The organism is Ruminococcus sp. AM31-15AC, from assembly GCF_003462045.1.
In the GTDB taxonomy this organism is placed as follows: Bacteria; Bacillota; Clostridia; order Oscillospirales; family Ruminococcaceae; genus Hominimerdicola; species Hominimerdicola aceti.
Window position 1 is genome coordinate 19,959 of the sequence record NZ_QTYG01000004.1, and the last position, 23,534, is coordinate 43,492.

The 23,534-nt window shown below is 44.8% G+C and carries 26 protein-coding genes and 2 pseudogenes; 12 read left to right on the top strand and 16 right to left on the bottom strand.

The features are described from left to right. The first annotated feature begins 89 nt into the window (after window positions 1-89). Window positions 90-941 carry a putative manganese transporter gene (locus DW793_RS01905; RefSeq protein WP_022287705.1) on the top strand — a complete coding sequence of 284 codons (852 nt, stop codon included), beginning with the start codon at window positions 90-92 and terminating at the stop codon, window positions 939-941. A gap of 116 nt (window positions 942-1,057) precedes the next feature. Here DW793_RS01905 and DW793_RS01910 read toward each other — a convergent pair whose 3' ends face one another. The 6 genes and pseudogenes from DW793_RS01910 to sfsA form a co-directional block, all read right to left on the bottom strand. Beyond that, a complete protein-coding gene (locus DW793_RS01910; protein ID WP_242843697.1) occupies window positions 1,058-2,389 on the bottom strand; it encodes a sensor histidine kinase in 1,332 nt (443 codons plus the stop codon). Between the two features lie 25 nt (window positions 2,390-2,414). Beyond that, window positions 2,415-3,091 (bottom strand): annotated as a pseudogene (locus DW793_RS01915) (response regulator transcription factor). 436 nt (window positions 3,092-3,527) lie between these two features. Further along, window positions 3,528-3,794, bottom strand: a complete 267-nt coding sequence (locus DW793_RS01920) for a hypothetical protein (protein ID WP_022287708.1) — start codon at window positions 3,792-3,794, stop codon at window positions 3,528-3,530. A 215-nt stretch (window positions 3,795-4,009) separates the two neighbouring features. Further along, a complete protein-coding gene (locus DW793_RS01925) occupies window positions 4,010-5,404 on the bottom strand; it encodes a C40 family peptidase (RefSeq protein ID WP_118156911.1) in 1,395 nt (464 codons plus the stop codon). 172 nt (window positions 5,405-5,576) lie between these two features. Beyond that, window positions 5,577-6,740: a stage II sporulation protein P gene (gene spoIIP, locus DW793_RS01930; RefSeq protein WP_118156912.1), complete on the bottom strand. Its 1,164-nt coding sequence runs from the start codon at window positions 6,738-6,740 to the stop codon at window positions 5,577-5,579. A 59-nt stretch (window positions 6,741-6,799) separates the two neighbouring features. Further along, window positions 6,800-7,486 (bottom strand): DNA/RNA nuclease SfsA, encoded by a 687-nt coding sequence (gene sfsA, locus DW793_RS01935; RefSeq protein ID WP_118156913.1) that lies wholly within the window; start codon window positions 7,484-7,486, stop codon window positions 6,800-6,802. 222 nt (window positions 7,487-7,708) lie between these two features. On the opposite strand from sfsA, the gene DW793_RS01940 reads away from it, so the two are divergent. From DW793_RS01940 to dnaJ, 7 genes and pseudogenes are all read left to right on the top strand, one after another. Further along, a complete protein-coding gene (locus DW793_RS01940) occupies window positions 7,709-8,533 on the top strand; it encodes a hypothetical protein (protein WP_117897315.1) in 825 nt (274 codons plus the stop codon). A gap of 29 nt (window positions 8,534-8,562) precedes the next feature. Continuing rightward, window positions 8,563-9,312, top strand: coding sequence for a hypothetical protein (locus tag DW793_RS01945; protein ID WP_117877294.1), 750 nt, complete (start codon window positions 8,563-8,565; stop codon window positions 9,310-9,312). A 252-nt stretch (window positions 9,313-9,564) separates the two neighbouring features. Continuing rightward, on the top strand, window positions 9,565-10,593 hold the full coding sequence (gene hrcA, locus DW793_RS01950; RefSeq protein WP_022287714.1) for a heat-inducible transcriptional repressor HrcA: 1,029 nt from the start codon (window positions 9,565-9,567) through the stop codon (window positions 10,591-10,593). Next, complete coding sequence (locus DW793_RS15775) at window positions 10,586-10,885, top strand: hypothetical protein (protein ID WP_390624597.1); 300 nt, start codon at window positions 10,586-10,588, stop codon at window positions 10,883-10,885. The genes hrcA and DW793_RS15775 overlap by 8 nt, the downstream gene beginning before the upstream one ends. Continuing rightward, window positions 10,882-11,187: a nucleotide exchange factor GrpE gene (locus DW793_RS15780; RefSeq protein WP_252977369.1), complete on the top strand. Its 306-nt coding sequence runs from the start codon at window positions 10,882-10,884 to the stop codon at window positions 11,185-11,187. The genes DW793_RS15775 and DW793_RS15780 overlap by 4 nt, the downstream gene beginning before the upstream one ends. A gap of 63 nt (window positions 11,188-11,250) precedes the next feature. Next, a pseudogene (gene dnaK / locus DW793_RS01960) lies at window positions 11,251-13,124 on the top strand (molecular chaperone DnaK). 157 nt (window positions 13,125-13,281) lie between these two features. Further along, window positions 13,282-14,433, top strand: coding sequence for a molecular chaperone DnaJ (dnaJ, locus tag DW793_RS01965; protein ID WP_118156949.1), 1,152 nt, complete (start codon window positions 13,282-13,284; stop codon window positions 14,431-14,433). Window positions 14,434-14,517: 84 nt separating this feature from the next. On the opposite strand, the gene DW793_RS01970 is transcribed toward dnaJ, so the two are convergent. From DW793_RS01970 to DW793_RS01990, 6 genes are all read right to left on the bottom strand, one after another. Continuing rightward, complete coding sequence (locus DW793_RS01970; RefSeq protein ID WP_022287718.1) at window positions 14,518-14,889, bottom strand: metal-dependent transcriptional regulator; 372 nt, start codon at window positions 14,887-14,889, stop codon at window positions 14,518-14,520. 184 nt (window positions 14,890-15,073) lie between these two features. After that, the gene (locus tag DW793_RS01975) at window positions 15,074-15,226 is read right to left on the bottom strand and encodes a hypothetical protein (RefSeq protein WP_242989208.1); all 153 of its coding nucleotides are present in this window, start codon (window positions 15,224-15,226) and stop codon (window positions 15,074-15,076) included. Window positions 15,227-15,339: 113 nt separating this feature from the next. Continuing rightward, entirely contained in the window at window positions 15,340-15,915 is a 576-nt protein-coding gene (locus DW793_RS01980) for a M15 family metallopeptidase (RefSeq protein WP_117877300.1), read from the bottom strand. 423 nt (window positions 15,916-16,338) lie between these two features. Next, window positions 16,339-16,521, bottom strand: a complete 183-nt coding sequence (locus DW793_RS15005; protein ID WP_252969616.1) for an SDR family oxidoreductase — start codon at window positions 16,519-16,521, stop codon at window positions 16,339-16,341. Next, a complete protein-coding gene (locus DW793_RS01985; protein ID WP_252969617.1) occupies window positions 16,518-17,066 on the bottom strand; it encodes an SDR family NAD(P)-dependent oxidoreductase in 549 nt (182 codons plus the stop codon). The genes DW793_RS15005 and DW793_RS01985 overlap by 4 nt, the downstream gene beginning before the upstream one ends. Before the next feature lie 65 nt (window positions 17,067-17,131). Continuing rightward, entirely contained in the window at window positions 17,132-17,326 is a 195-nt protein-coding gene (locus DW793_RS01990) for a hypothetical protein (RefSeq protein ID WP_117897322.1), read from the bottom strand. A 137-nt stretch (window positions 17,327-17,463) separates the two neighbouring features. Here DW793_RS01990 and DW793_RS01995 point away from each other — a divergent pair, with 137 nt between their 5' ends. After that, window positions 17,464-18,012 (top strand): hypothetical protein, encoded by a 549-nt coding sequence (locus tag DW793_RS01995; protein WP_041337392.1) that lies wholly within the window; start codon window positions 17,464-17,466, stop codon window positions 18,010-18,012. Between the two features lie 89 nt (window positions 18,013-18,101). Here the strand turns inward: DW793_RS01995 and DW793_RS02000 are convergent, their stop codons facing one another. The 4 genes from DW793_RS02000 to DW793_RS15785 all read right to left on the bottom strand — a co-directional run bounded on the left by DW793_RS02000 (window position 18,102) and on the right by DW793_RS15785 (window position 21,316). Further along, a complete protein-coding gene (locus DW793_RS02000) occupies window positions 18,102-19,574 on the bottom strand; it encodes a hypothetical protein (RefSeq protein ID WP_118156914.1) in 1,473 nt (490 codons plus the stop codon). Then, window positions 19,571-20,131, bottom strand: a complete 561-nt coding sequence (locus DW793_RS02005; protein WP_117897324.1) for an RNA polymerase sigma factor — start codon at window positions 20,129-20,131, stop codon at window positions 19,571-19,573. Before DW793_RS02005 ends, DW793_RS02000 begins: the two co-directional genes overlap by 4 nt. A 187-nt stretch (window positions 20,132-20,318) precedes the next feature. Continuing rightward, window positions 20,319-21,014 carry a nucleoid-structuring protein H-NS gene (locus tag DW793_RS02010; protein ID WP_390624598.1) on the bottom strand — a complete coding sequence of 232 codons (696 nt, stop codon included), beginning with the start codon at window positions 21,012-21,014 and terminating at the stop codon, window positions 20,319-20,321. Between the two features lie 11 nt (window positions 21,015-21,025). Continuing rightward, complete coding sequence (locus DW793_RS15785; RefSeq protein ID WP_390624599.1) at window positions 21,026-21,316, bottom strand: hypothetical protein; 291 nt, start codon at window positions 21,314-21,316, stop codon at window positions 21,026-21,028. A gap of 369 nt (window positions 21,317-21,685) precedes the next feature. Between DW793_RS15785 and DW793_RS02015 the strand changes: the two genes are divergently transcribed. The 3 genes from DW793_RS02015 to DW793_RS02025 are packed head-to-tail and all read left to right on the top strand — an operon-like array spanning window position 21,686 to window position 23,533. Beyond that, window positions 21,686-22,063 (top strand): GntR family transcriptional regulator, encoded by a 378-nt coding sequence (locus DW793_RS02015; protein WP_046439432.1) that lies wholly within the window; start codon window positions 21,686-21,688, stop codon window positions 22,061-22,063. After that, window positions 22,060-22,983 (top strand): ABC transporter ATP-binding protein, encoded by a 924-nt coding sequence (locus tag DW793_RS02020; RefSeq protein WP_118156915.1) that lies wholly within the window; start codon window positions 22,060-22,062, stop codon window positions 22,981-22,983. Before DW793_RS02015 ends, DW793_RS02020 begins: the two co-directional genes overlap by 4 nt. Further along, complete coding sequence (locus DW793_RS02025; protein ID WP_118156916.1) at window positions 22,955-23,533, top strand: hypothetical protein; 579 nt, start codon at window positions 22,955-22,957, stop codon at window positions 23,531-23,533. The genes DW793_RS02020 and DW793_RS02025 overlap by 29 nt, the downstream gene beginning before the upstream one ends. The last annotated feature ends 1 nt before the right edge of the window (window position 23,534 follow it).

Sequence of the window (23,534 nt, forward strand, 5' to 3'; positions counted from 1 at the left end):
GATTGACAAGGCTGAATAAATATTGTATAATAGTCGAGTTGATACAGAGATCGTTTTAAGACCATGGATATTTTACAGGAGATAGATATATGTTTGAAACTTTAGTTGACGTTTTTCTTGACGCATTAATAGACAGCCTTAAGATCCTGCCTTTTCTGTTCGGAGTTTATCTGCTTATAGAGTATATAGAACATCGTTCTGCCGACAAGCTTGGAAAGGCTCTTAGAAAAATGGGACCCTTCGGTGCGATAGGAGGAAGCATACTTGGAGCAGTGCCGCAGTGCGGATTTTCCGTTGTAGCTTCCAACCTTTACTCAGGCAGGCTCATCACAATGGGAACTCTCATTTCGGTATACCTTGCCACAAGCGACGAGGCAATACCAATGATGATAGCAAACCCTGCATTTGCCGGCAAGCTTTGGCAGCTTATTCTTATAAAGGTAGCTGTGGCTATAATAGCAGGTGTGCTTGTTGACCTTATCTTAAAGCTTATGGGCAAAAAACAGGACGAAGAGCCTTTCAAAGAGATATGCGAGGACTGCGACTGCGAACACCACAGTATTTTGCACTCGGCACTTCACCACACTGTAAGCATAATACTTTTTATATTTGCGGTAAACCTTATTCTCGGTGCGGTAATGGAGTTTGCAGGTGAGGACACTGTTAAGACCCTGCTTATGTCTGACAGTATAGTTCAGCCGTTCATAGCAGGCATTATAGGCTTTATCCCGAACTGTGCGGCTTCTGTTGTTCTCACTCAGCTTTATATCGAGGGCGTTGTGAGCTTCGGCTCGCTTATCGCAGGACTTTGCACAGGGGCAGGCGTAGGACTTCTGGTGCTTTTCAAGACCAACAAGCACAACATGAAAGAGAATTTCGCCATAATGGGAATACTTTATGTTTTCGGTGTGGCAGCAGGCTTTGTGGCAAGTCTGTTCTAAAATATGACAGACAGATAAAAGGAGCAATTCGCAATGAACTGCTCCTTTTTGTTTGCAAAAATTCTTCGTATGTACAATGGGCTGTGATAGGCGGGCGACCAAAGGTTGCCACCACACTACATCATATCCTCAATAAGGTAAGGCAGGCTTATGCGGAAGCAAACGCCGCCTTTTTTCATATCGTTTTCTACCTCTATGCTTCCCTCGGAAAGCTCGATTATCCTTTTTACAAGTGCAAGTCCAAGACCGTTGCCCTCTGTTGCACGGGAGCGGTCGCCCTGATAGAACTTATCAAATATCTTCGCCTTTACGTCAGGAGCGATAGACGGACCGTTGTCCCATATCTCCGCTGAAATATTCTTCTCGTTGCGGAAAAGCTTCACGCTTATCTTTCCGCCCTCCGGAGTGAACTTGATAGCGTTGTTGATGATGTTCTGCCATATCTGTGCCATAAGCTCCTCACTGCCCACATACATGATATCCTCAAGGTCGATATCAAGGTCGATTTTTTTCTTCGACCACTCAGGTTCAAGCACAAGAAGTATTTTTCTTATCTGCTCGTCAAGAGAAAATCTTGTCTTTTTGCCCACTGTTTTCTGATTTTCAAGCTTTGTGAGCCTCAAAATATTTGACGAAAGCTTTGAAAGCCGTGATGTTTCGTCGATTATTATCTGCGTGTATTCCTCACGCTCCTGCTCGGTTATATCGTCAGATTGCAGAAGCTTTGCAAAGCCCTGTATGGAAGCCAGCGGCGTTTTGAACTCGTGGGAAACGTTTGAGATAAAGTCACCTCTCAGCGTTTCCGTGCCTGCAAGCTCCTCAGCCATTTTGTTAAAGTTCTGCGCAAGTATACTGTATTCAGGATCAGACGGCTCTCTTACTCTTACCTTAAAATTGCCCTTTGCTATCTCAGCCGCCGCCGCACTAAGATCTCGTATAGGCTGTATAATGCTTCGGCTCATGAACGCTGTTATAATAGTACCGATAACGATACAGACCATAAAAGCTATGATGACAACAAGATTTACTACCCAGTAAACGCTGTCGCTTGAAAAGCTGTCTATGATAACGAACTTATCATAGACCTGGGAGATTATAGTTGCGTTAGGCACAACACCCTCTGAGGACACATAATATCCCTTATGCACGATATCTGCAAAATGGTCGTGTACTCTTGAATCGTTTTTATCCACCACTGACAGACTATAGGCTGAATTGTTCACAATGGAAACTATCTCGTCCACAGTGAAGCCGCCCTTTTCTTCAAGCTGATCCATTGCCATGGAAAGCTCCACCAACTGCTGTTCGGCATTGCTTTTCATTACAGGACTGCACACCATTACAAGCACTGACACCGATATAGAAGCCGACACCAGCATCACAAAGAAAAACATAAGAGTCAGCTTGAACTGCAAACTTGTTTTATTTTTGGCCTTTTTCTTATCCAAACCCCTCACCCCTCAGGCTTATCTATCACTGCTTTTTCACAGCCTTATAGCCAAGTCCACGAACCGTGACAATATCGAATGACTCACAGCTTCCGTAACGCTCTCTCAGCCTTTTAACGTGAACGTCAACAGTACGCTCATCAACGTCCTTATCCATGCCCCAAAGCTCGTCAAGGAGCTGGCGGCGTGTGAATATCTTGTCAGGGTAGCTGAGCAGTTTAAAAAGCAGTTTGAACTCCATTTGCGGTATAGTTTCCGCCGCACCGCCGTCAACCGCCACGCTCATAGCGTCATAATCAAGCACGCAGTTTCCCACAGTAAGAGAATGTTCCGACGCCATTTTTGAACGCCTTAAAAGCGCACCCACACGGAGTATCATCTCATTTATATCAATAGGCTTTACCATATAATCGTCTGTGCCGGCAGAAAAGCCCTCCTGCTTGTCCTCGAGGTCTCCTTTGCGGTGACCATAAGTATAGGCAAGTTGAAATCAGCCTTTCTAAGCTGTCTTGTAAGCTCATAGCCGTCCATATTCGGCATCATTATATCTGAAATTATAAGGTCTATATTCGTCTTTTCAAGAACGTCCAAAGCCTCCAGACCGTCATTTGCAAGAAAAGTCACATAGCCATGCTGTTTAAGTGCGGCAGACATGAGCTTTCTAAGGCTTGCGTCGTCCTCCACCACAAGTATCTGAAACATAAAATATCCTCCCTCGTAAAAAAAAATCCCCAATAATGACATTATAGCTTATAATTGTGAACTGGTGATTAACATTTATTTTTTTCAAAAAACTCTCCGAAATCCCCTGAAAATTCATATTCGGTTCACACAGAACTGGTATTATATAATCACAGCAGAAGATACAAAAAAGCTTTGGTAATTGGTAAAACTTAAAGTCAGGTTTTTATCTTCTTTCCCTCTGCGATTCCCCAAGTCGCTGATACATTTCCTCGTCTTTAGGTTTTACCAAATACCAAAGAATCCCTTTCATAATTCTATAAAAATTAATGCTCATTTCAGCCGATGGAAGTGGGTATTAATTTTTTTATTGCTCTTTTAAGACAAGATACGACAAAAAAACCGCAGAAGCCATATAAAATGACCTCTGCGGATATTTTTTTGCCTTTATTAGCCGTCAGCTGCAAAGCTTTTCACGAAGCTCAGCCGCCTTTCCAAGAAGCGCACAGATGTAGCTGTCCACATCAGGCTTTGCAAAGCCGCCAAGCGCTGAACCTTTAAGCTTTCGCTGACCTGTTTCTCCGGGAATAACAAAGTTATCACCGTTCTTTTTCTTTTCGATAGCCGACTCCAGCATATAGATCTCGCTTGTTATGGTGTCGATATATTTTAATGTATCAAGCTTATCATAGCCGCCAAAAAAACACGTTTTCAGACTATCCATTATTCTTCCCCCTGCCTTACCGCTGTTTTGTACAGCAATTGTTATCAAAGCCTACAATCTTTATTTGATTTAATTATATCACAAATACTTAGCTTTGTCAATAGGTTTGAAAATGAATGTTCACATTTAAGTAATTTTATATGAATTTTTGTGGCATTTTATGTTAAATAATTATAGATATAAAAAACGCAGCCCTTGCAGACTGCGTTTTTACGTTATATAAGTCTTTTTATTATAGTGATGTTGTTGTATCTTGAAAAATACTCAACATTTGAAATAACGATACCAGTGGCAGTGTTCTGGGCGTGTACCATTTTGCCGTCGCCGATATAGATAGCAACATGGTAAATACTTGAGATCGACGCTCCGCCAAAGAAGATAACGTCGCCCTTCTTCATGTTGTTATATGAAACTGTAGTGCCGTATAAAGCCTGCGAAGCCGCATAGTGCGGAAGATTTATTCCCACTTGTGCGAACGAGAGCATCACAAGACCCGAACAATCCGTTGCACCAAACTGTGAACCGCCCCATACATACGCTCCGCCCACCATGCTTTTGGCATATGAAACAACAGTGTCTATTTTAGAACTGCTTGAATAATCAGGCTTAGGTGCAGGCGCTGCTGTTGTTGTGGTAGTGGTCTTTTTGCTTGTTTCAGGCTTTGGCTTAGCTGTTTCCTGCGGAGTTGTGGTAGTCTGAACCGTAGTTTCGTCAGGCTTTTCCGTCTGAGCCGGCTTCTTCGTGGTGGTGGTCTTTTCACCGCTGTTGCCACTCTTTTTGGTGGTGGTAGTCTTTTTCTTGGTGGTGGTCGCAGTCGTGGTGGTATTCGCCTTTGAGGACACCTCCGAATACTTATTGTCCACCTGCTGTGACTTATTTTCAAGGTTGCTCTTATCGTTCTTTATCTGCTCGATAAGCTTGCCCGACTCCTGCTCCATTTTCAGAAGCTCCGCCTGCTCGCCCGCCAAAGTTTTCTGCTCCTTGGCATATTCCTCAGCCTTTGCTTTTAGCTGTTTTATCTGCTCATCAAGCTCCGCCTTGGTCTTTTCAAGCTTTTTATACTGATCCAAAAGCTCGTTAAGCTCGTCATTATCGTGCTTTGCAACTCTCGTCACAAGCTCTATCCTCATAAGAACGTCATAAAAATCAGATGAATTTATCAGCACGTTCGTGTACGAATCTGCTCCGCCTGCAACATACATTGCACGAATACGCTCCATAAAATCGTCCTTGCCCTCGTTTATTGCAGTTTCCTGCAAGTCAAGGCTGTGCTGAGTGTCAAGCTGTTTGCCGTCAAGCTCTGCCATTTGATCTTCAAGCTCAGAGGAATATTTCTCTGAATTTGCTATCTTTTTCTGTATGGACTTATATTTTTTCTTTATAGCCTCAAGGTTGTCCTGCTCGTCGGCAAGCTTTTTGTCAGCGTCAGCTATCTGCTTATCAAGCTCCTGCTGTTGCTTTTTTAGCTCTTCAAGCTGACTGCTGTATGTATCGTTATCCGCCATTACGACATCTTTCACACTGTTGTCAGAAAAACCAAAGGCGGCAAAAGCTATGCACAGAGCCATACAGCCTGCGGCTATTCTTTTCATGGGGTAAATTTTTTTCATAATATCAGTTCTCCAAAATATAAGCGTATTATATATTTTTCACGCTGTAACGTTTATGTAGTCCCTTTTATTATAACGCAAAACCCCGTTCTTGTCAAGAAACCAACCGCTAAAAGCCGTATTTTCGGCATTTTAAGACAATTCGCCACACATATTTTGTGCGTTATTGCACCTATTCTCCTCCGAACATCTCACCCAAGGTCTTTCCTATAAGCTCGCCTGTATACTGTGCCTGAGTGATAGAATTGCCGTGGCTTCCCACCTCTATAAGAAGCGAGCCGGTGGTCAAATCCTGATTATAGTGGCGATAGTCGAAAAGTACAGGCCGTGTAAGCCCCTGCCAATCGCTCTCCAAAGCCGACTGCAAGGCACAGGCAAAGTGAAAATTCTTCATATAGTCAGGCATACCCATAGTGCCGTCATCACACCCTGATATTATCATAAGCTGAGCCGCTTCCCTGCCCTCTATCTCCGCCACAGGCGCGAGCCTTGTGCCGTCCTCACGTTCTATGCCGTCACGGTGAACGTCAAGGCATACCTTTATAGAGGGGTACTCCTCCAATATCTGCTTTACCGCCATTCGGCTTGAATCGTAAGAGCCGTCATAGCTGGGATAATCATGCACAAGTGTATCGTGGATATACGCAACGCCTGCTTTGTCAAGCTGTTCGCATATCTTGTCCCCTACCGACAGCATATTCATTTCAGGGTCGGTGGTCTTACAGGAAAAGGAGCTGTCATAGTGGTCTTTGTCTGTGGGCTCAAAGCTTTCCGTGGCATGGGTATGATAAATAAGTATCTGCGGCTCAGAGGAATTTCCGTCTATTTGAAAATCATATGGCTTTGAGCTTTCCTCATAAAGCTCATCATTTGAAAGGTCAGTGCAGTTTCTCACCTGACCGCCGCCGTCAAGGTCGAAATACTGCTCGCCGTCATATCTGCCGTAGGTGTATTTTTCTATAACACCGTCATTCCCCTCCATGCTTGCAGGATATGGTATCTTGTCCGTCACGTCCTGAGCAGGCAAAGGACTTGGCACTTCTGAGCTTTTTGAGGGCGTTTGCTTCTCCTGTGGTGCCATATCCATATCCCATATGCTGTGCTTTGACACCACTGCCGCTTCAAGCTTGTTTGATACCACAGGCTTTGATGCCGTGTCCGTTTCACTTTCCATAGCGAAATAAGGCTTGTATTCTCCCATAGCCACCCCTGCCGCCGCAGCCGCCACCCTGCCGAACCTGCTTGCAGATCTTGCATAAAGCCATATCCCCGTGGGCATAACGAACGCCACAATTATAACTGCAACACAACGCAGGCAGACTTTCTTTATATCCAATGCCGTCACTCCCGTATACATCTTAGTATTATAATGTATATGCAGGACGAGCCGTCATATTACCTGCCCAGCTTCACCTTAACAGGCTTGCCCACTGTCATAGAGTCATGGGTCACGTTGCAGTCATAGCATAGTATCTTCACGCCCTTTCGGGAAGCTTTCTCCAAAGCCTCTCCGAACTCAGGGTGAGTGTCATAATTTGGAGTGAAATATTTCACATCGCTCATCTGAACGAGTATCATTATATAAGACTCATACCCCTCATCAAGGCAGTGAGAAAGCTCCTCTATATGCTTCACCCCACGGAGGGTAGGAGCGTCAGGGAAAAGCACAACGCCGTCTTTCTCCAGCGTACAGCCCTTTACCTCCATGAAGATTTTCCTATCCTGCGACTCTAAGTAAAAATCAAAGCGTGAATTGCCGTATTTCTTTTCGGGATAGACCGAGAAGCCCTCGCCAAAGGGTCTGTTCTCTCTCAGCCACTCCCCTACCGCCTTATTCGGGGCTTGGCTGTCCATGTTTATGAGCCTGTCACCTTTTTCCACAGCCACAAGGTCAAAAGCGGTCTTTCTCGATTCGCTGTCTGAATGCTCAAGCCAAACAGTACACCCCTCCACCAAAAGCTCTTTGCATCTTCCCGTATTTTTCACATGGCAGACCTCAGACTTGCCGTCTATCTCAACGTTGGCGATAAATCTGTTCGGTCTTGATAGAAATTTGCCTTTATGTATATTATCGTATCTCATAATTCGCTCCTTTTATTCTTACTATTCACATTATACCACAAATATGTTTGATTATAAATACCTAAATCATGCTTTCTTAGCTTTGCTGATTTGTGATTCGATACGAAAAGGGAAAAATATTTCACAAAATCTATTGACGTTATTTGTGAAATATGTTATAGTTTTGAGTATAGGTTATATAACAATAATAATTTATTAAAATTTTAGAAAGAGGTATTTATAATGAAAAAAATAACTGCACTTCTCGTTTCTCTTATCATGTCATGCGCAGTAATGGCAGGCTGTTCTGACAGCAGTTCTTCAAGCTCATCAAAAGCAGACAGCACATCAAAGGCAGAAACAAGCGCAGCCGCTGACGAGTCAACTGCTTCAGAAGCAGGCACAGCCACAGATCTCGAGGATACTCTCACAGCGCAGTATACAAAGAAGATACAGGGCGAGAGCCTTGCTATCGACATGACAGTGGCAAGCGAATATGACAATTCATCAGCCGTTGTTGAGATAGCAGGCGGCAATATGCACATGAAAATGAACTTTATGGGCGTGGATATGGACATCTATAGTATCGACGGAGTTATGTACACACTTGACAGCGAGTCAAAAACGTATTACACTGTTGATATGGAAGAATCTATCGACGACTTCAAGAGCGAAATAGGCTACGGCATTAACGACAGCTACAAGTTCATAAGCTCTGAAACAACTGACGACGGTCTTATCTGCGAAACTTTTGAAAACACAGAAGATCCTGATATCGAGCTTGAATCAGGCGTAACTCTCGACACAAGCGATTCTGACGATCATTCTTTCACAACAACATTCAAGTATTACTTCAATGCTGACACAAAGGATATTGTTAAGATAGAAACTATCTCTGACGGCTCAACAACTACTGTTACAGTAAACTCATTCACAACTGAAAACGTTGAAGTCAAACTCCCTGACGATTTTGACAGTTGGACAGAGCAGTCTTTCGATATGAGCACTGACGATATCCCTTATGACGCTGAACTCGATGTTGAGTCAGGCGCTGAGTCAGCCGAGTGATTCTTGTCATTTTTCGGAGGCAAAATATTATGAACAAGAAAATGGTAACTATTATTGCAGCTTTGGCAATGTGTACAGCAATGGCAGGCTGCACTGAGAACGATACTGCAAGCTCTTCAAAGGCTGAAACAACTACTACAACGACGGCTGCCGCAGAATCGGCTGCTCCTGTTGAAAGCACAGTAGACGAAAGCTCCGCTGACAGCACTTCCACAAACGCAGGCACAACAGATTATGACGTTGACGGTGATTTCAGAGCATTTGAGCAGCTCAAAGAAAAATATGCAGACGGCTACCTCGTTACCCTTGAGGGTCAGATGTCAAACAGCGGAACAAAATATACTATCTGCGTAAAGGACGGCAAGGCTTACGAGTCAAGCACAATACAGGGCATGAAGTCATATGCTGTTTACCCAGGCGACGGCAAGAAGTATAACGTTTCTGAGGCAACAACTACTTACTCGGTAGCTGATGCTGACGAGAACGCTTGGAAGGACTCTGACATTCTCTTCGGGGCGGCTCTCGATTTTGACCACGCATATATTGACGAAACAACAAACGTTGTTCACGAGTATTATAACCTCGACAGTGCCGTTGCAGGTGCTGAGGGTCAGATAGTTTACGGCTTTGACGGTGCTACATATGACCTTAAGCAGGTAGTTCTGCTCCCAGAGGGTGCTGACGAATCAAGTGCAGTTTACTTCACTGTAGATTCCATGGGCGAAGCAGACGACAGCCTGCTTGCTGTTCCTGATCTTTCTGCTTATACAAAAGAATAATTTTATCTGATCTTTTTCCAACATCGGGCGGACAGACCACTGCGGTCTGCCCGCTTTTTTTGCATTTTCAGCAAAGCATTGTGCAATGTGACGGAAATGAGATTCAAATATTTTTGAAATTTGTGAGAAAAATAGTCTTAAACCACTTGACAAAATCGTCAAAAGGGTATAAACTATACTTAGCACTCAAGAAGAAAGAGTGCTAACACTTAAATGTAATAAGTGCTAACAAGAAGAACGGGTGGTGAGCAAATGGACGACCGCAAGCTGAAAATACTTTCAGCGGTAGTCAATGAATATATCGTAACAGGCGAGCCTGTAGGCTCAAAGGCGATAATGGCTCACGTCAAAGCGTCCTCAGCGACCATAAGAAATGAAATGGCAGAGCTTGAGAAGCAAGGCTATCTCGAACAGCCACACACCTCCGCAGGCAGAATACCAACATATAAGGGCTACAGGCTTTATGTTGACCAGCTTATGGAGCAAAACCAGCTTACAGCAAATGAAAAGAAGATGCTGGATTCAATGATACCGCAGGAATATGTCACAGAGGAAGACCTTGTGAACAAGGCTTCAATGGCATTGGCGGATCTTACGAAATGTGCGGCGGTGGTCGCAAACGCAACGCCAAAGTTCTCGCTTATCTCAAAGGTAGAGGTAATACCTACAGGAAAGAGAATGTACGTTATTTTGATGATAACGTCCAACGGCTCTATTAAGAATAAGGTTTGCCGATTGGAGTTCGACCTCAGTCAGGATCAGCTTGAGTTTTTTGATAACTTCGTAAAGGAAAATCTCAACGGCGTGCCTATCGACAGTCTTTCGGACGCTTATCTTGAAAAGCTCACAGAAGCAATGGGAACGTACATGATGACCCTTTCACCGCTTGTTTCCGAGATCATGAAGATGACAAAGGAAATGAGCAGCGTGTCTATCAAAGGTCAAAGCAATCTTCTCACCTGCAAGGACTTCAACCAAAATGAGATAATAAGCTTTCTCGATAATCAGAAGGAGCTTAAAGGATTTATTGACGAAACGTTCTCAGGGCTTCACGTTATGTTCTCCCCTGAGCGTGACGGGTTTGTTATCCACAACTCCTCTATTATAACAGCTCCGTTCTCAAAGGACGGCAAAACAGCAGGTGCGCTGGGGCTTATAGGTCCTATGAGGCTCGACTATGCGAAGTTTATCCCATATCTCGAGTATTTCACAGGGAAGATATCGGAAATGATATCCGAAAAGCCACAAGAGCAAAACAAAGAAGATGACGAAAATGAATAAAAAGGAAGGCAGGCGGCGTAAATTGAGTAAGGAAACTGAAAAGGACACCGAGCTTGAAAAAGAGGAAAACACCTCTGCTGAAAGCGAAGAAGTAGAAGAAGCGGCGGATACCGCAGAAAATGCCACTGAGGATACAGAGAAAAAGGCGGAGGAAAGCGAAACAGAAAAGCTGAAAAAAGAGCTTGCCGAGGCTAATGACAAGTATCTCAGACTTATGGCTGAATATGATAACTTCAGGAAAAGAAGCGCAAAGGAAAGACTGGAGCTACAGACACAGCAAAGGGAAATGTGATAAACGGCTTCCTGCCGGTGTTTGACAACTTTGAAAGAGCGTTAGGCACAGAAACTCAGGACGCAGTTTATAAACAGGGTGTTGAAATGATCTTCAATCAGTTCAGCGACGCACTTAAAAAGCTCAACGTCGAGGTAATGGAGCTTGCGGGCAAGGAATTTGACCCGAACGTTGCAACGGCAGTCAGCACAGTTGACGACCCTGACCTCGGTGAAAATATTGTGGCGCAGGTGCTTCAAAACGGCTACACCATAGGCGGCAAGGTCATAAGACACGCAATGGTAATAGTAGCAAATCCATAAACAAAGACATCGGGACTAAAGGTCTTGATATAAATTAAGTAAATTTTGAAAGGACTTGATCTTATGAGCAAAATCATCGGTATAGATTTAGGTACAACAAACTCTTGTGTAGCAGTTATGGAGGGCGGCGAAGCCGTTGTTATCCCTAACAGCGAGGGTGCAAGAACAACTCCGTCAGTAGTTGGCGTTTCAAAGAACGGCGACAGACTTATCGGTCAGGTAGCAAAAAGACAGGCTGTTACAAACTATGACAACACTGTAATTTCTATCAAAAGACATATGGGCTCTGACTACAAGGCTCACATGGGCGGCAAGGATTACACTCCACAGGAAATTTCAGCTATGATACTTCAGAAGCTGAAATCTGACGCAGAAGCTTATCTGGGTGAAAAGGTAACAGAGGCTGTTATCACAGTTCCTGCTTACTTCACAGACGCACAAAGACAGGCTACTAAGGACGCTGGTCAGATCGCAGGTCTGACAGTAAAGAGAATAATCAACGAGCCAACAGCCGCTGCACTTTCTTACGGTATCGATAAGGAAGATGATCAGAAGGTCATGGTTTATGACCTTGGCGGCGGTACATTCGATGTATCTATCATCGAAATGGGCGACGGTGTTACGGAAGTTCTTGCTACAGCAGGTAACAACCACCTGGGCGGCGACGACTTCGACCAGAGAATTATAGATTGGATGATCACAGAGTTCAAGAAGACTGAGGGCGTTGACCTCTCAGGCGATAAAATGGCAATGCAGAGACTCAAGGAAGCCGCTGAAAAGGCTAAGATAGAGCTTTCTTCTACTGCTTCATCAACTATCTCTCTCCCATTCATCACAGCAGACGCTACAGGTCCAAAGCATCTTGAAATGACACTTACACAGGCTAAGTTCAACGAAATGACAGCTGACCTTGTTGAATCAACAATGGGACCAGTTCGTCAGGCACTTTCAGACTCAGGTCTGTCAGCTAACGACCTCCAGAAAGTCCTTATGGTCGGCGGTTCTTCAAGAATACCAGCCGTTCAGGAAGCTGTTAAGAAATTCCTTGGCAAAGAGCCATTCAAGGGCATCAACCCGGATGAGTGCGTAGCACTTGGCGCTGCATATCAGGGCGGTGTACTCGCAGGCGACGTTAAGGACGGTCTGCTCCTCCTCGATGTAACTCCACTGTCACTTGGTCTTGAAACAATGGGCGGTATCTGCACAAAGATCATCGAGAGAAACACAACTATACCTACAAAGAAGTCACAGATATTCTCAACTGCCGCTGATAATCAGTCAGCCGTTGATATCAACGTACTTCAGGGTGAGCGTGAGTTCGCAAAGGACAACAAGCAGCTCGGTATGTTCAGACTTGACGGAATCGCTCCTGCTCCAAGAGGCGTTCCACAGATCGAGGTAACATTCGATATCGACGCTAACGGTATCGTACACGTTTCCGCTAAGGATCTTGGCACAGGCAAGGAGCAGAACATCACTATCACTTCTTCAACAAATATGTCTAAGGACGATATAGATAAGGCTGTCAAGGAGCTGAGGCATATGCAGCAGAGGACGCTAAGAAGAAAGAGGACGTTGACGCTAGAAACGCTGCTGACCAGCTTTGCTTCCAGGCTGAAAAGTCACTGGGCGAGTTCGGTGACAAGGTAGACGCTGCTGACAAGTCAGCTTGTCAGGCTAAGATAGACGCTCTTAAGGAAGCCCTCAAGGGTACTGATATCGAGGCTATCAAGGCTAAGCACAAGGAGCTTGAGGAAACATTCCAGGGCGTTGCAACTAAGGTATATCAGCAGGCTGCACAGGCACAGCAGGCAGCAGGCGGTGCCGCAGGCTTTGACCCTAACAACATGGGCGGAGCAAATGGCGGCAGCAACGGCGGCGCTTCAAACAACGGCGGCGACGATGTTATAGACGCTGAATTTACTGACGCAGAATAAATCATAACGGCTGCCTCTGCTCCGATTTTCCGAGCAGGGGCTATTGCCGTATTAAAAGGCTGTGTGAAAAGCGTGAAAGGACTATACTTACAAAAAGGAGGCAAGCCCATGCCCCAAGACTTTCACGATCTGCAGCTTACAGAGCATGGGCGTTTATATGGCTGAAAAAAGAGATTACTATGAAGTGCTTGGCGTTTCTAAAACTGCCACAGACGATGAATTAAAAAAGGCATTCCGTAAGCTTGCAAAGCAGTATCACCCTGACCTTCACCCCGGCGACAAAGCGTGCGAGGAAAAGTTCAAGGAAGTAAATGAAGCTTATGAAGTGCTTTCAGATAAAGATAAAAGAGCAAGATATGACCAGTTTGGTCACGCAGGCGTAGACCCGAACTACGGTGCAGGCGGTGGAGCAGGTGCAGGAGGCTTCGGCGGATTTGGCGATATGGGCGATATTTTCGATTCCATTTTCGGTGGATTTGGCGGAGGCTTTGGTGGCGGACGTTCTGCTAACCCTAACGCACCAAGACGTGGCGAGGATATAAGAGCGAACGTTGTTCTTGACTTCATGGAAGCCTGCAAGGGCAAGACCGTGAAAATTCGCATAAACAGAGCCGAAAAATGTCCTGACTGTCACGGCACAGGCGCAGCCGCAGGTTCTTCGCCTAAGACCTGTCCTGACTGCCACGGCACCGGTACAGTAAGGATAACACAGAGAACGCCTTTCGGAAACATCGCTCAGACCACGACTTGCAGTCGCTGTGGCGGTAAGGGTCAGATAATCGACAACCCTTGCCATACCTGCAACGGTCAGGGCAGAGTAAAGAAGGTATCTGAAAAGGAGATAAACGTTCCTGCCGGCATCGACGATGGTCAGACACTTAGAGTAGGCGGTGAGGGCAACTGCGGTATAAACGGAGGTCCTAACGGTGACCTGCACATCAACATTACAGTTCGACCTGACCCTATTTTCGAGCGTGACGGCTATGATGTGTGGACAGAGATACCGCTTACTTATGCACAGGCTACTCTCGGTGACGAGATAACAGTTCCTACAGTTGACGGCAGGGTAAAATACACAGTGCCGGAGGGTACACAGACAGGCACAGTGTTCCGTCTGAGAGGCAAGGGCATAAAGAAGGTAAACAGAAACGACCACGGCGACCACTACGTTCGTGTAACAGTTGAAGTTCCACGCAATCTAACCAAAGAGCAGAAAGAAAAGCTCCGTGACTACGAAAAGTCCCTCGGTGAAAAGAACTACGCAAAGCGCAAAACATTCTTTGACAAGCTCAAAGACAAATTCAAATAACAAAAAGGAGAACGGCACAAGCTGTTCTCCTTTTTGTTTGCAATAAAAAATGCCGCAGGAAGACCCACGGCAATTATCATCTTATCAAGCCATACCTGTGTGCTTTTTGATAGCCGCAAAGGACTCCGCACTGATAACGTGTTCCATACGGCAAGCGTCCTCTACTGCAACTTTCTCGTCAACACCAAGCTTTATGAGCCACTGTGAAAGCAACGTATGACGCTCATACATTTTCTCGGCTATCTCCAAGCCCTTGTCTGTCAAACGAATATAACCGTCCTTGTCGACAGTTATATAGCCGTTCTCACGGAGATTTTTCATTGCCACACTTACGCTCGGCTTTGAAAACTCAAGTTCGTTTACTATATCTATGCTTCTTACCTCGCCTTTGCCCTTGCGCTGGCTAAGAATAAGTATCGTTTCGAGATAATTTTCAGCTGATTCTCTTATCTGCATTATAACGTCCCTCCCTAGAACAAGTTTGTCATCAGGTCATTACGACTATTATATCACATTTCAAACCGCATTTCAAGTGCAAGCACGCTTTTTCAGCAATTTCGATAAACTTTACATCAATGAATTGTGTTGATATACAAAGGCACTGCTCACAAAAAGCAGTGCCTTTAAAGCTGTCTGTTATTTACTGTATACCGCACTCGTCATAGTCTTTCCACTTTTCGGCATACTCCTTATCCTCAAAATATTTGTATACAAAAAGCGCAGTTGACGCAACAACAAGTATCATCGCACCCATTAAAGTCCAGAACGACTTTTTTCTTGAATAGTTTGACATAACAAAACTTCCTTTCTTTCGCAATAGCATACAAAAACCTGCGGCTATCGCTCATAGCTTTGTTATAATTATACTACACAATGCTCTTTCTGTCAATTATTTTCACAGGATTTTCAGATATATTTTTCCGAGTAAAAGTGCAGAAATTCCTCAAGGCAAAGCCCGCCTGCGGCAATGATACGAGCGGCTTCGACGCCCACATAACGATAATGCCACGGCTCAAAATCAATGCCGGTCATCTGCTCTTTAAGGCGAGGATAGCGAAGGATAAAGCCGAAATCTGCGGCATTTGCACAAAGCCACCGTGATTCAGGCGTCTTGTAAAAATCCTCGCTCACATCATTGTCACCCTCTCTGCCGAGATCCACAGCAAGCCCGGTGTTGTGTTCGCTTGACCCGGGGAGAGCGAGAGTTCTGCCCACCTTTTCCACAGCCTTTTCATAACTCAGACCGCCCCACATTTCGTGAGATACTTCACGTTCCCAAAGCATCTGCTGATATTCAAAAGAACGATAGGCAGAAATAATTTTCAGCTTTATGCCGTCAGCTTCCGCCTTTTTGAGCAGAAGCCTGAGCCTGTTTCCTGCCTGAGATTCCATAAACTTGCCGTTCACCTCTGTCAGCTCCACACGATCGTAAAATCCCATATCTATGGGATTGAATTTATCCACAAGCATAAGATAATCCATATACTGACCTCCTTGTCCTGTTGGGGAGAAATGTTTTAACTTAGTATATGCAGATGTGTGTGGAGAGTATACACGCTTAATGAGGAGTGAGGAATTAGGAATGAGGAATGAGGAATTAGCATAGCTGACCAAAGTTGTGCACAAGCACCTAGCGTAGCGATTTTACGGCATGGCAAACTCTCCCGAATATCCGCTTGTATTCAGAATTTGCATAATTTCAGCATTGTAGGGGCTGGCGCCCTCGACAGCCCGATATTTCTCGCCCATTGAATTGTTGAAAAATATCACACAATGTCACCCCAAAATAATTTGGCATCAAGGATATGGCAACCACAGCATCGCTCCCCTACACATTTCAAAAAGCAGTGCAAAATTACATCATATCACAAATTGCAGCGTAAAATGCCCGTCACGGCCAGTGACCTATATCCAGCACCCGTCAACTCTAACGACCTGCCCGTGAATGTAATCTGCTCCCTCCCCACTGAGAAAACGCACAACATTCGCCACATCTCTCGGCTTGCCTATCCTGCCTGCCGGTATGTCATCAACTATCACACGAACATCTTCCTCCGTCAGCTCGCCGTTCATTTTCGTGTCTATCATCGCAGTACGCAGTTCACCCTTATACCGCTTATAGCAACTTCCCTCGCCAACGCCTTCGTAAATCCTATAAGCCCAGCCTTTGCCGCCGAGTATGCAACCTCGCATGAAGCTCCCTTTTCGCCCCATACGGAGGTTATATTTATCACATTTCCGCTGTGTTCTCTTATCATCTCAGGAAGCACCGCTCTGCTCATACGCATTGCGCCAAGCAGATTCACGTTCATCATCTCCCATAGCTTCTCGTCAGTCATGTCAGTGAAAAGCTCTATATCCGCTGTGCCTGCGTTGTTTACAAGAAGCGTCACCATACCAAAACTGTCCCTGACTTCCGCCACGCATTTATCTATACTGTCCTTGTCGCCAATGTCGCAGTAAAAAACCTCTGCACATAAGCCACGCTCTTTAAGCTCAGATACCAACGCTTCCGCCGCCGCTCTGCCATTCTTGTAGCATACAGCCACCTGCCAGCCGTCCTCAGCAAGCACCCTGCATATCTCCGAGCCTATCCCACCAGAGCCACCTGTTACCAATGCTGTCTTTTTCATAAAAATACCCCCCGCAGATCATGATATACTGTAATTATATCACACCTGCGGAGGTTTTTCAACGGCTACTTTTCGTTCTCGTCTACCCATTTTCTCGCCCAGCCTGCATTCTGCTCCTGACGATTGTATACTCTGCCGTTTGGCGCAGTGTAGTTGTCCGTCACAACATATTCCTGACCTGCCGAGATAACGTCATGGGGCTTGTATACCTTTGTTCCGTCTGTCGCCTGTGGGAAACGGCTCTTGTCACGCTTTTTCATGGCTATCACTCTCCTTTTTATGTTATTATCCTGCCCGAAGCTTTTGTGATTATCAGATGAAAAATCTGCATAACAGTTGAAAATATCACGATAACGTGGTATAATCATCTTATACTATTTTTATCGGGAGTATTAAAATGGAAAAATACAACAAACAAAAAGCTATACTCACCGCACTGCTGAAATGGGTGGAAACAGAATTCTTCGGAATTTTCGTATTTCTCTTTTTTATCGCAGTTGCAAAGCCTTTCGGTGCATTGGCAAATATAATTTTCGGCCTTACAGGACTTCTCACAGTGGTCTGCCTTATGGCTGACTTTGGTCTGAAACAGGGAGAGGAAGCCAGAAATAAGGTCACATTCCACGGTGAAAAGGATTGCCCTAACTATGGCTTCACACTTGGTCTTATTGCAAGCATACCATGCTACATAACAATGATACTGCTGATGATATCAAAATTCAGCGGTTCGTTCAACTTCATGCCTGCCTATAAGCTTCTCGACGCCTGCTTCTATCCTCTTATAGATTGGGCTGCCCACTCTGCCGACGTGAAAGATATGTCCCCATTTGTTTTCATCATGACCGCCATATTCCCACTACTCTATCCATTTGCCACATGGATAGGCTTCAAAATATCCTACAAGCAGATAGACGTAAAAGAGCGTGTGGTCTACAAGCACAAATAAAATCAAGCCTGCCGTATCAGTCCGATACGACAGGCTTTTATCTTTTTATCGAAAAAACTCAGTTCTCCACTACGCATTAAACTATTTCATTACTGAAAATCTATCTCTATATCTTTTAGCGTCACATAGTTTACTACATTGCAGTTTTTATCGTTTGAAATGTTTGCGATAAGCGTTATCTTTGCCGTGCCTTTCACATAGTCGGCACCAATATCCGTCTTGTAGTCCTCCGTGTAGCTCTCTCCGGCTTTGAGCAAAGTGTTCATGGTGTTTCTGTCGCCATTTTCGCCATAGCTCGTGGAATTGCCCTTACTGTCCTCTGTGGTGATATACTGGTCAGTCGTGAAGTCAAGCACCATGTCCTTGTCCCAGTTGTTTGTGTAGGTAATATGGCTTATGAACTCGCCTCCGCTTACCTCATAGGAGTATTTCGCCGTGAGCCTGCCGTCCTTTGTTGTAAAGGTATTGTCCCCAACGTCCTCAAAATAGTCGATATATCCAATATCAGCTTCGTCAGCCATATCAGAATCGTCCTTGGCGACAGAAGTCACTGCTTTCTCACTAGGGTCAACATCGCCAGCGACCTCAGCGTTTTTCTTTTCGTCAGTGTATTCGCAGTTCTCATTGAGCCAGTTTTCAAGCTTTTCTGCCTTTTCACCGCCTATATCAAATTTTAATACATCTCCTGCAAAAAGCTGAACATACAGATCTCCGTTAGCAGTAAAATAAGCCGTACCGTTGACGTCAAGTCTTTCTACATAGAAACTTATTGTTATTCCGCCCTCAATGTAATATTCATCATCATTTGTTACCGACAAATTAATATCAGGGTCGCTCTCATAAGCGTCTCCCTCATATACCGCATTGTATGAACCATTATCGTCCTTTAACAGGTCAAGCAGCTTTGAGAGGTCGGTATTAGTATACTTTCTAAGCCTGCCCATTCCTGCATCATTGTAAGCATAGTCCACACGAGCCGTTTTTTCAAGACTTACGTCATTTATTATGTCATCAAGGGTCATATCGGTCTTGCAATCAGGTGAGTATTTCCAATCATCATACCACGCCACAGAGCCGTCATCAAAGACCACCGCCAAATAAACGCTTGGTGACAAGTCCTTTATTGAATAAATATCCGCTTTTGTTGTTTCCTTTTTGTTTGTCTCATAGTTTTCCGTTTCAAGAGTCATGGTGGTGAGCTTGCTGTCAAGAAAAGACTTATCAACATGTCCCATTGAAACATATTCCACATCGTTATATTCAAACGTCTCATATTTTGCATTCATTGCATATTCGTCCCAAGGAACTCTATATGACACTGTTTCTTCCTCGTCTGCCATCTGCTGGTCAGCCGCAGACTTTGCCTTTATATCTCTGTCCGACCTGCCTGCAAACATCATAACACCCGTCGCTGCAGCGAAAACACCGCAGGCTGCAACTGCCGCCCACTTTTTCCACACTGTTTTTATCTTTACTCCGCTTCCGCTCTGCCGACACTCCTCGATAAAATGCTCGTCAGCATTTTCCAAAGCCTTGAAAATATCCTCTCCTGTTGTTTTCATAAAAGAACTCCCTCCTTTTCAAGCAAAGCCTTTAACTTATTTCTGCTTCTGAAAAGGCTCGCCTTAACTGTGTTCAGGTTCATAGCATACTTTTTTGATATCTCTTTTATAGGTACTGCAAACCAATATCGCTGGAGAAATATATTTCTGTCTCTCTCCTGCAACTCGCCAAGAAATTCGTTTATAAGCCCCTCAAGATGTCTGCCGTCGCAAAGACTCTCGGTGGTGTCATTGTCAGGTATGCACTCGTCAAGCTCCTCCAAGACCGCCGCTATCTCACCTTTTCCACGCTTAGCGGCCTTTGACGCACGATATCTGTCAAATGCGATATTTCTTGTTATCCGCCCGAAAAATGCCGACAGCATTCTGGGTTTCTGTGGCGGAATGGAGTTCCATGCCCTGAGCCAAGTTTCGTTCACGCACTCCTCCGTGTCCTCCCTGACTCCAAGAATATTGTAGCCCACAGAATAACAGTATCCGCCGTATTTCATATCCGATTGTGAGATAGCCTGCTGATCTCTGCTTTCATAAAGCTCGATTATCTTGCTGTCCTCCATTTTCCGCCCCCTATACAATATACTTCATTGAAAGTCCTTTCACCTGTAATGACGAGATGTCCGCCAAAAGGTTTTATGAAAACGCAAAATAATTATAACATATGATAAAAAATTATGCAACACAAAAACGACGTCCCATATCACTATGGAACGCCGTTTATATGAAGAATGATTTTATGACATTGTTTTATGACAACTCGTTAAGAAGATCCATGTACAATTCGTTGTAATCTGTTCTGTTATCCTTCAGGAATGCGATAGCCGCACGAGGGTGGCGGTTGAGCGCACCTGTGAGCATATAAGGCACGTCATAGCCCCACTGTGAACCCTTTGCCCTCTCCTCAGCAACGTACTTTTCAACAAATTTCAGTGTAGGAGTAAGCTTGTAGTTAGGGTTTCTCAGGAAGCTGAGCATCTGCTCCATAAAGCAGTTTCCTGCACCTCTGCCCATTCCGCTCATTGTGGCGTCAGCAAAGCTTGCGCCGTGAGAAATGCTCTCGATAGTGTTTGCAAAAGCGAGCTGCTGATTGTTGTGCATATGAACGCCCACCTTTTTGCCACTAGCCTCAGCCACCTCGCAATACTGCGCAGTAAGCCTTCTCACCTGCTCTGGGAAAAGTGAGCCGTAGCTGTCAACAAGATAGATAACGTCAACAGGGCTTTTTGCCACAAGGTCAAGAGCCTGTGCGATATCGTCCTCACGGCTTGCAGAAACAGCCATGATGTTGATAGTAGTTTCATAGCCCATATCGTGGCAGTAGTTTATCATCTCCAGCGCACCAGGCATCTGATGAGTGTACGTTGCGATCCTTATCATGTCGATAACGCTCTCGCTCTTTGGCAGGATATCCTTCTTGAAATCACATCTGCCAACGTCAGCCATAACAGAAAGCTTCAGAGGCTGTCATTCTCGCCCACGATAGCTCTGATATCTTCCTCATCACAGAACTTCCACTTACCGAACCCCTTGACGTCAAAAAGCTCCTTAGAAGCCTTGTAGCCGAACTCCATGTATTCAACGCCTGATTTTATATTAGTTTTATAGAGTTCTTTTACAAACTCGTCTGAAAATCCAAAATTATTTACAAGTCCTCCGTCACGGATAGTTGCGTCCAGAAGCTTTATATCAGGACGATATGACATAAGGTCACCTTTCTGATTTATCGTCTTTGCCTGATTTGCCATTGTGATTACTTCCTTTCCAAAAAACAGACCCTTACCATGCCTGTATAAAATTTATCACTTTAAAGATTTTATGCTTTTAAGCTTTTATGTATTAAAGTATAACACTATTTTTCTTCCCTGTCAATAGCCCCAAAGCCCTTTAAACACATTTTTTACATTTTAATAATATTTCTCGTCATTTTACACCCAACTTTTATATACTTCTCCCTATGAAGCTTCTACCCATTTGTAAAATTCGCCGAAAAATCATCATACGACTTGACAAATCAGACTTATAGTTGTATACTCTAAGTGTACTGCAACAGATAATACAGTTAGTACAGCAGAACAAATGAAACGAAACAACAAAATCGAAAGGAGGTATTCAAGGTGATAACGCTTGATCTTACAGGAAGAGCACCTATCTACGAACAGATATGCAGCCAGTTCTCAAGCCTTATATCAAAAGGCGTGCTGAAAGAAAACGATAAGCTACCAAGCTCAAGAATGTTGGCAAAGGAACTGGGTCTGAATCCAAACACAGTCGCCAAAGCCTATAGCAGACTTGAGCATGACGAAATAATCTATTCCGTGGCAGGAAAAGGCTGCTTTGTGGCAAAGCAGAAAGGCTCTATAGAGAAAAAATTACTGGAAGAATTTAAGCTCCATGCCGCCGCCGCAATGCAGGCAGGCATAAGCCTTGGATCGCTTACCTCCGTCCTTGAAGAACTGGCGGAGGAACAGAAAGAAAGGAGTGACAAAGAATGATAGAAATAAAAGACCTGTCACTTACATTCAAAAACGCAGACGAAGATCACGAGGCACTGAAAGCCGTCACCCTGGATATCCCCGAGGGCTGCATATACGGCTTTGTAGGCTCGAACGGAGCAGGCAAATCCACCCTGCTGCGTGTTATAAGCGGGATCTACCGCCCCGACAGCGGCAGCGTCACCATTGACAAAACAGAGGTCTATGACCGGCCGCAGGCTAAAGAGAACATCTTCTTTGTGAGCGACGAAACGGTGCAGTTTTCAAGACTGACAGTGAATGACCTGAAAAGCTTTTACCAAAGCAGCTACCCGACCTTTGACGACAAGGTGTTCGATGACCTTATCTCAAAGCTTGACCTGCCACGGAAGAAACCGCTGTCACAGTTTTCAAAGGGCATAAAAAGACAGGCTATCGTTGCGGCTGCACTTGCCTGCCGAACAAAGTATATCCTCCTTGACGAGGCTTTTGACGGCCTTGACCCTGCCATACGAAAGCTTATCCGCACAATGATAGTTGACGATATTTTCGACCGTGGTGCGACCCTTGTGGTGTCCTCCCACAACATCACCGAGATAGGCGAGCTTTGCGACAAAGCAATGCTCCTGCACAAAGGCGAAGTCATTTTTGCCAAGGATATCGATGATGTAAGAGAGGGCTTTGAAAAGGTGCAGATAGCCTTGCCTGAGGGCGAGCTTGACCGCTCCGCCATAGAAAACGCAGGCGTCGAAGTGCTCAGTTTCAAAAAACTCGGAAGAATTTCCACCGTTGTGGCAAAGGGCGAAAAAGCGGATATCACTGCAAAGCTTAAAAAGCTCTCCCCTGCCGTTTTGGAGCTTGTCCCTCTGACCCTTGAAGAGATTTTCATTTACGAAATGGAGGTGCGTGGATATGCTGTCAGCAGCGAAGAGGATAAGTAAGACCTCAAACCGTGATCTTAAAGCGAACAGTTTGTTTTTTATAATCACAAATCTGGTGCTTTTTGTAAATTACATCGTGCAGATGTCCATACGGAATTTTATTACTTACTACAATGAAAGCATAACGAACTATTATCAGGGCTATGACATTGCATACATTGGCGTTGCCGCTGTCGCACTGTGCGGAGTTTTCACTGTGTTCGCTCTTTTCCATGAGAGCTACAGCAAAAGTCACGCAGACCTTGCCTACTCACTGCCCGCAGGTGCAAAGGAACGCTTTTTCTCAAAGCTTTGCACACTTGTAAAGCTGCACATCTTGCCTGTAGTTTTTTGGAACATCATTCAGTTTATTTCCACTATCATAACCACCGATCTATCTTTGAAGATACTTGCAAGGTATGCCGCAGTGCTGTTTCTCACTGAGCTTTCTACCTGCCTGTTCGTTGACCTTGTTGTGATACTGTGTCTTGTCTGCTGCGGCAGGCTTGCGGAGGTCATATACACGGCTGTGATAATAACAGCCTGTGAGGCGATACTGCAAGGTGCATAGT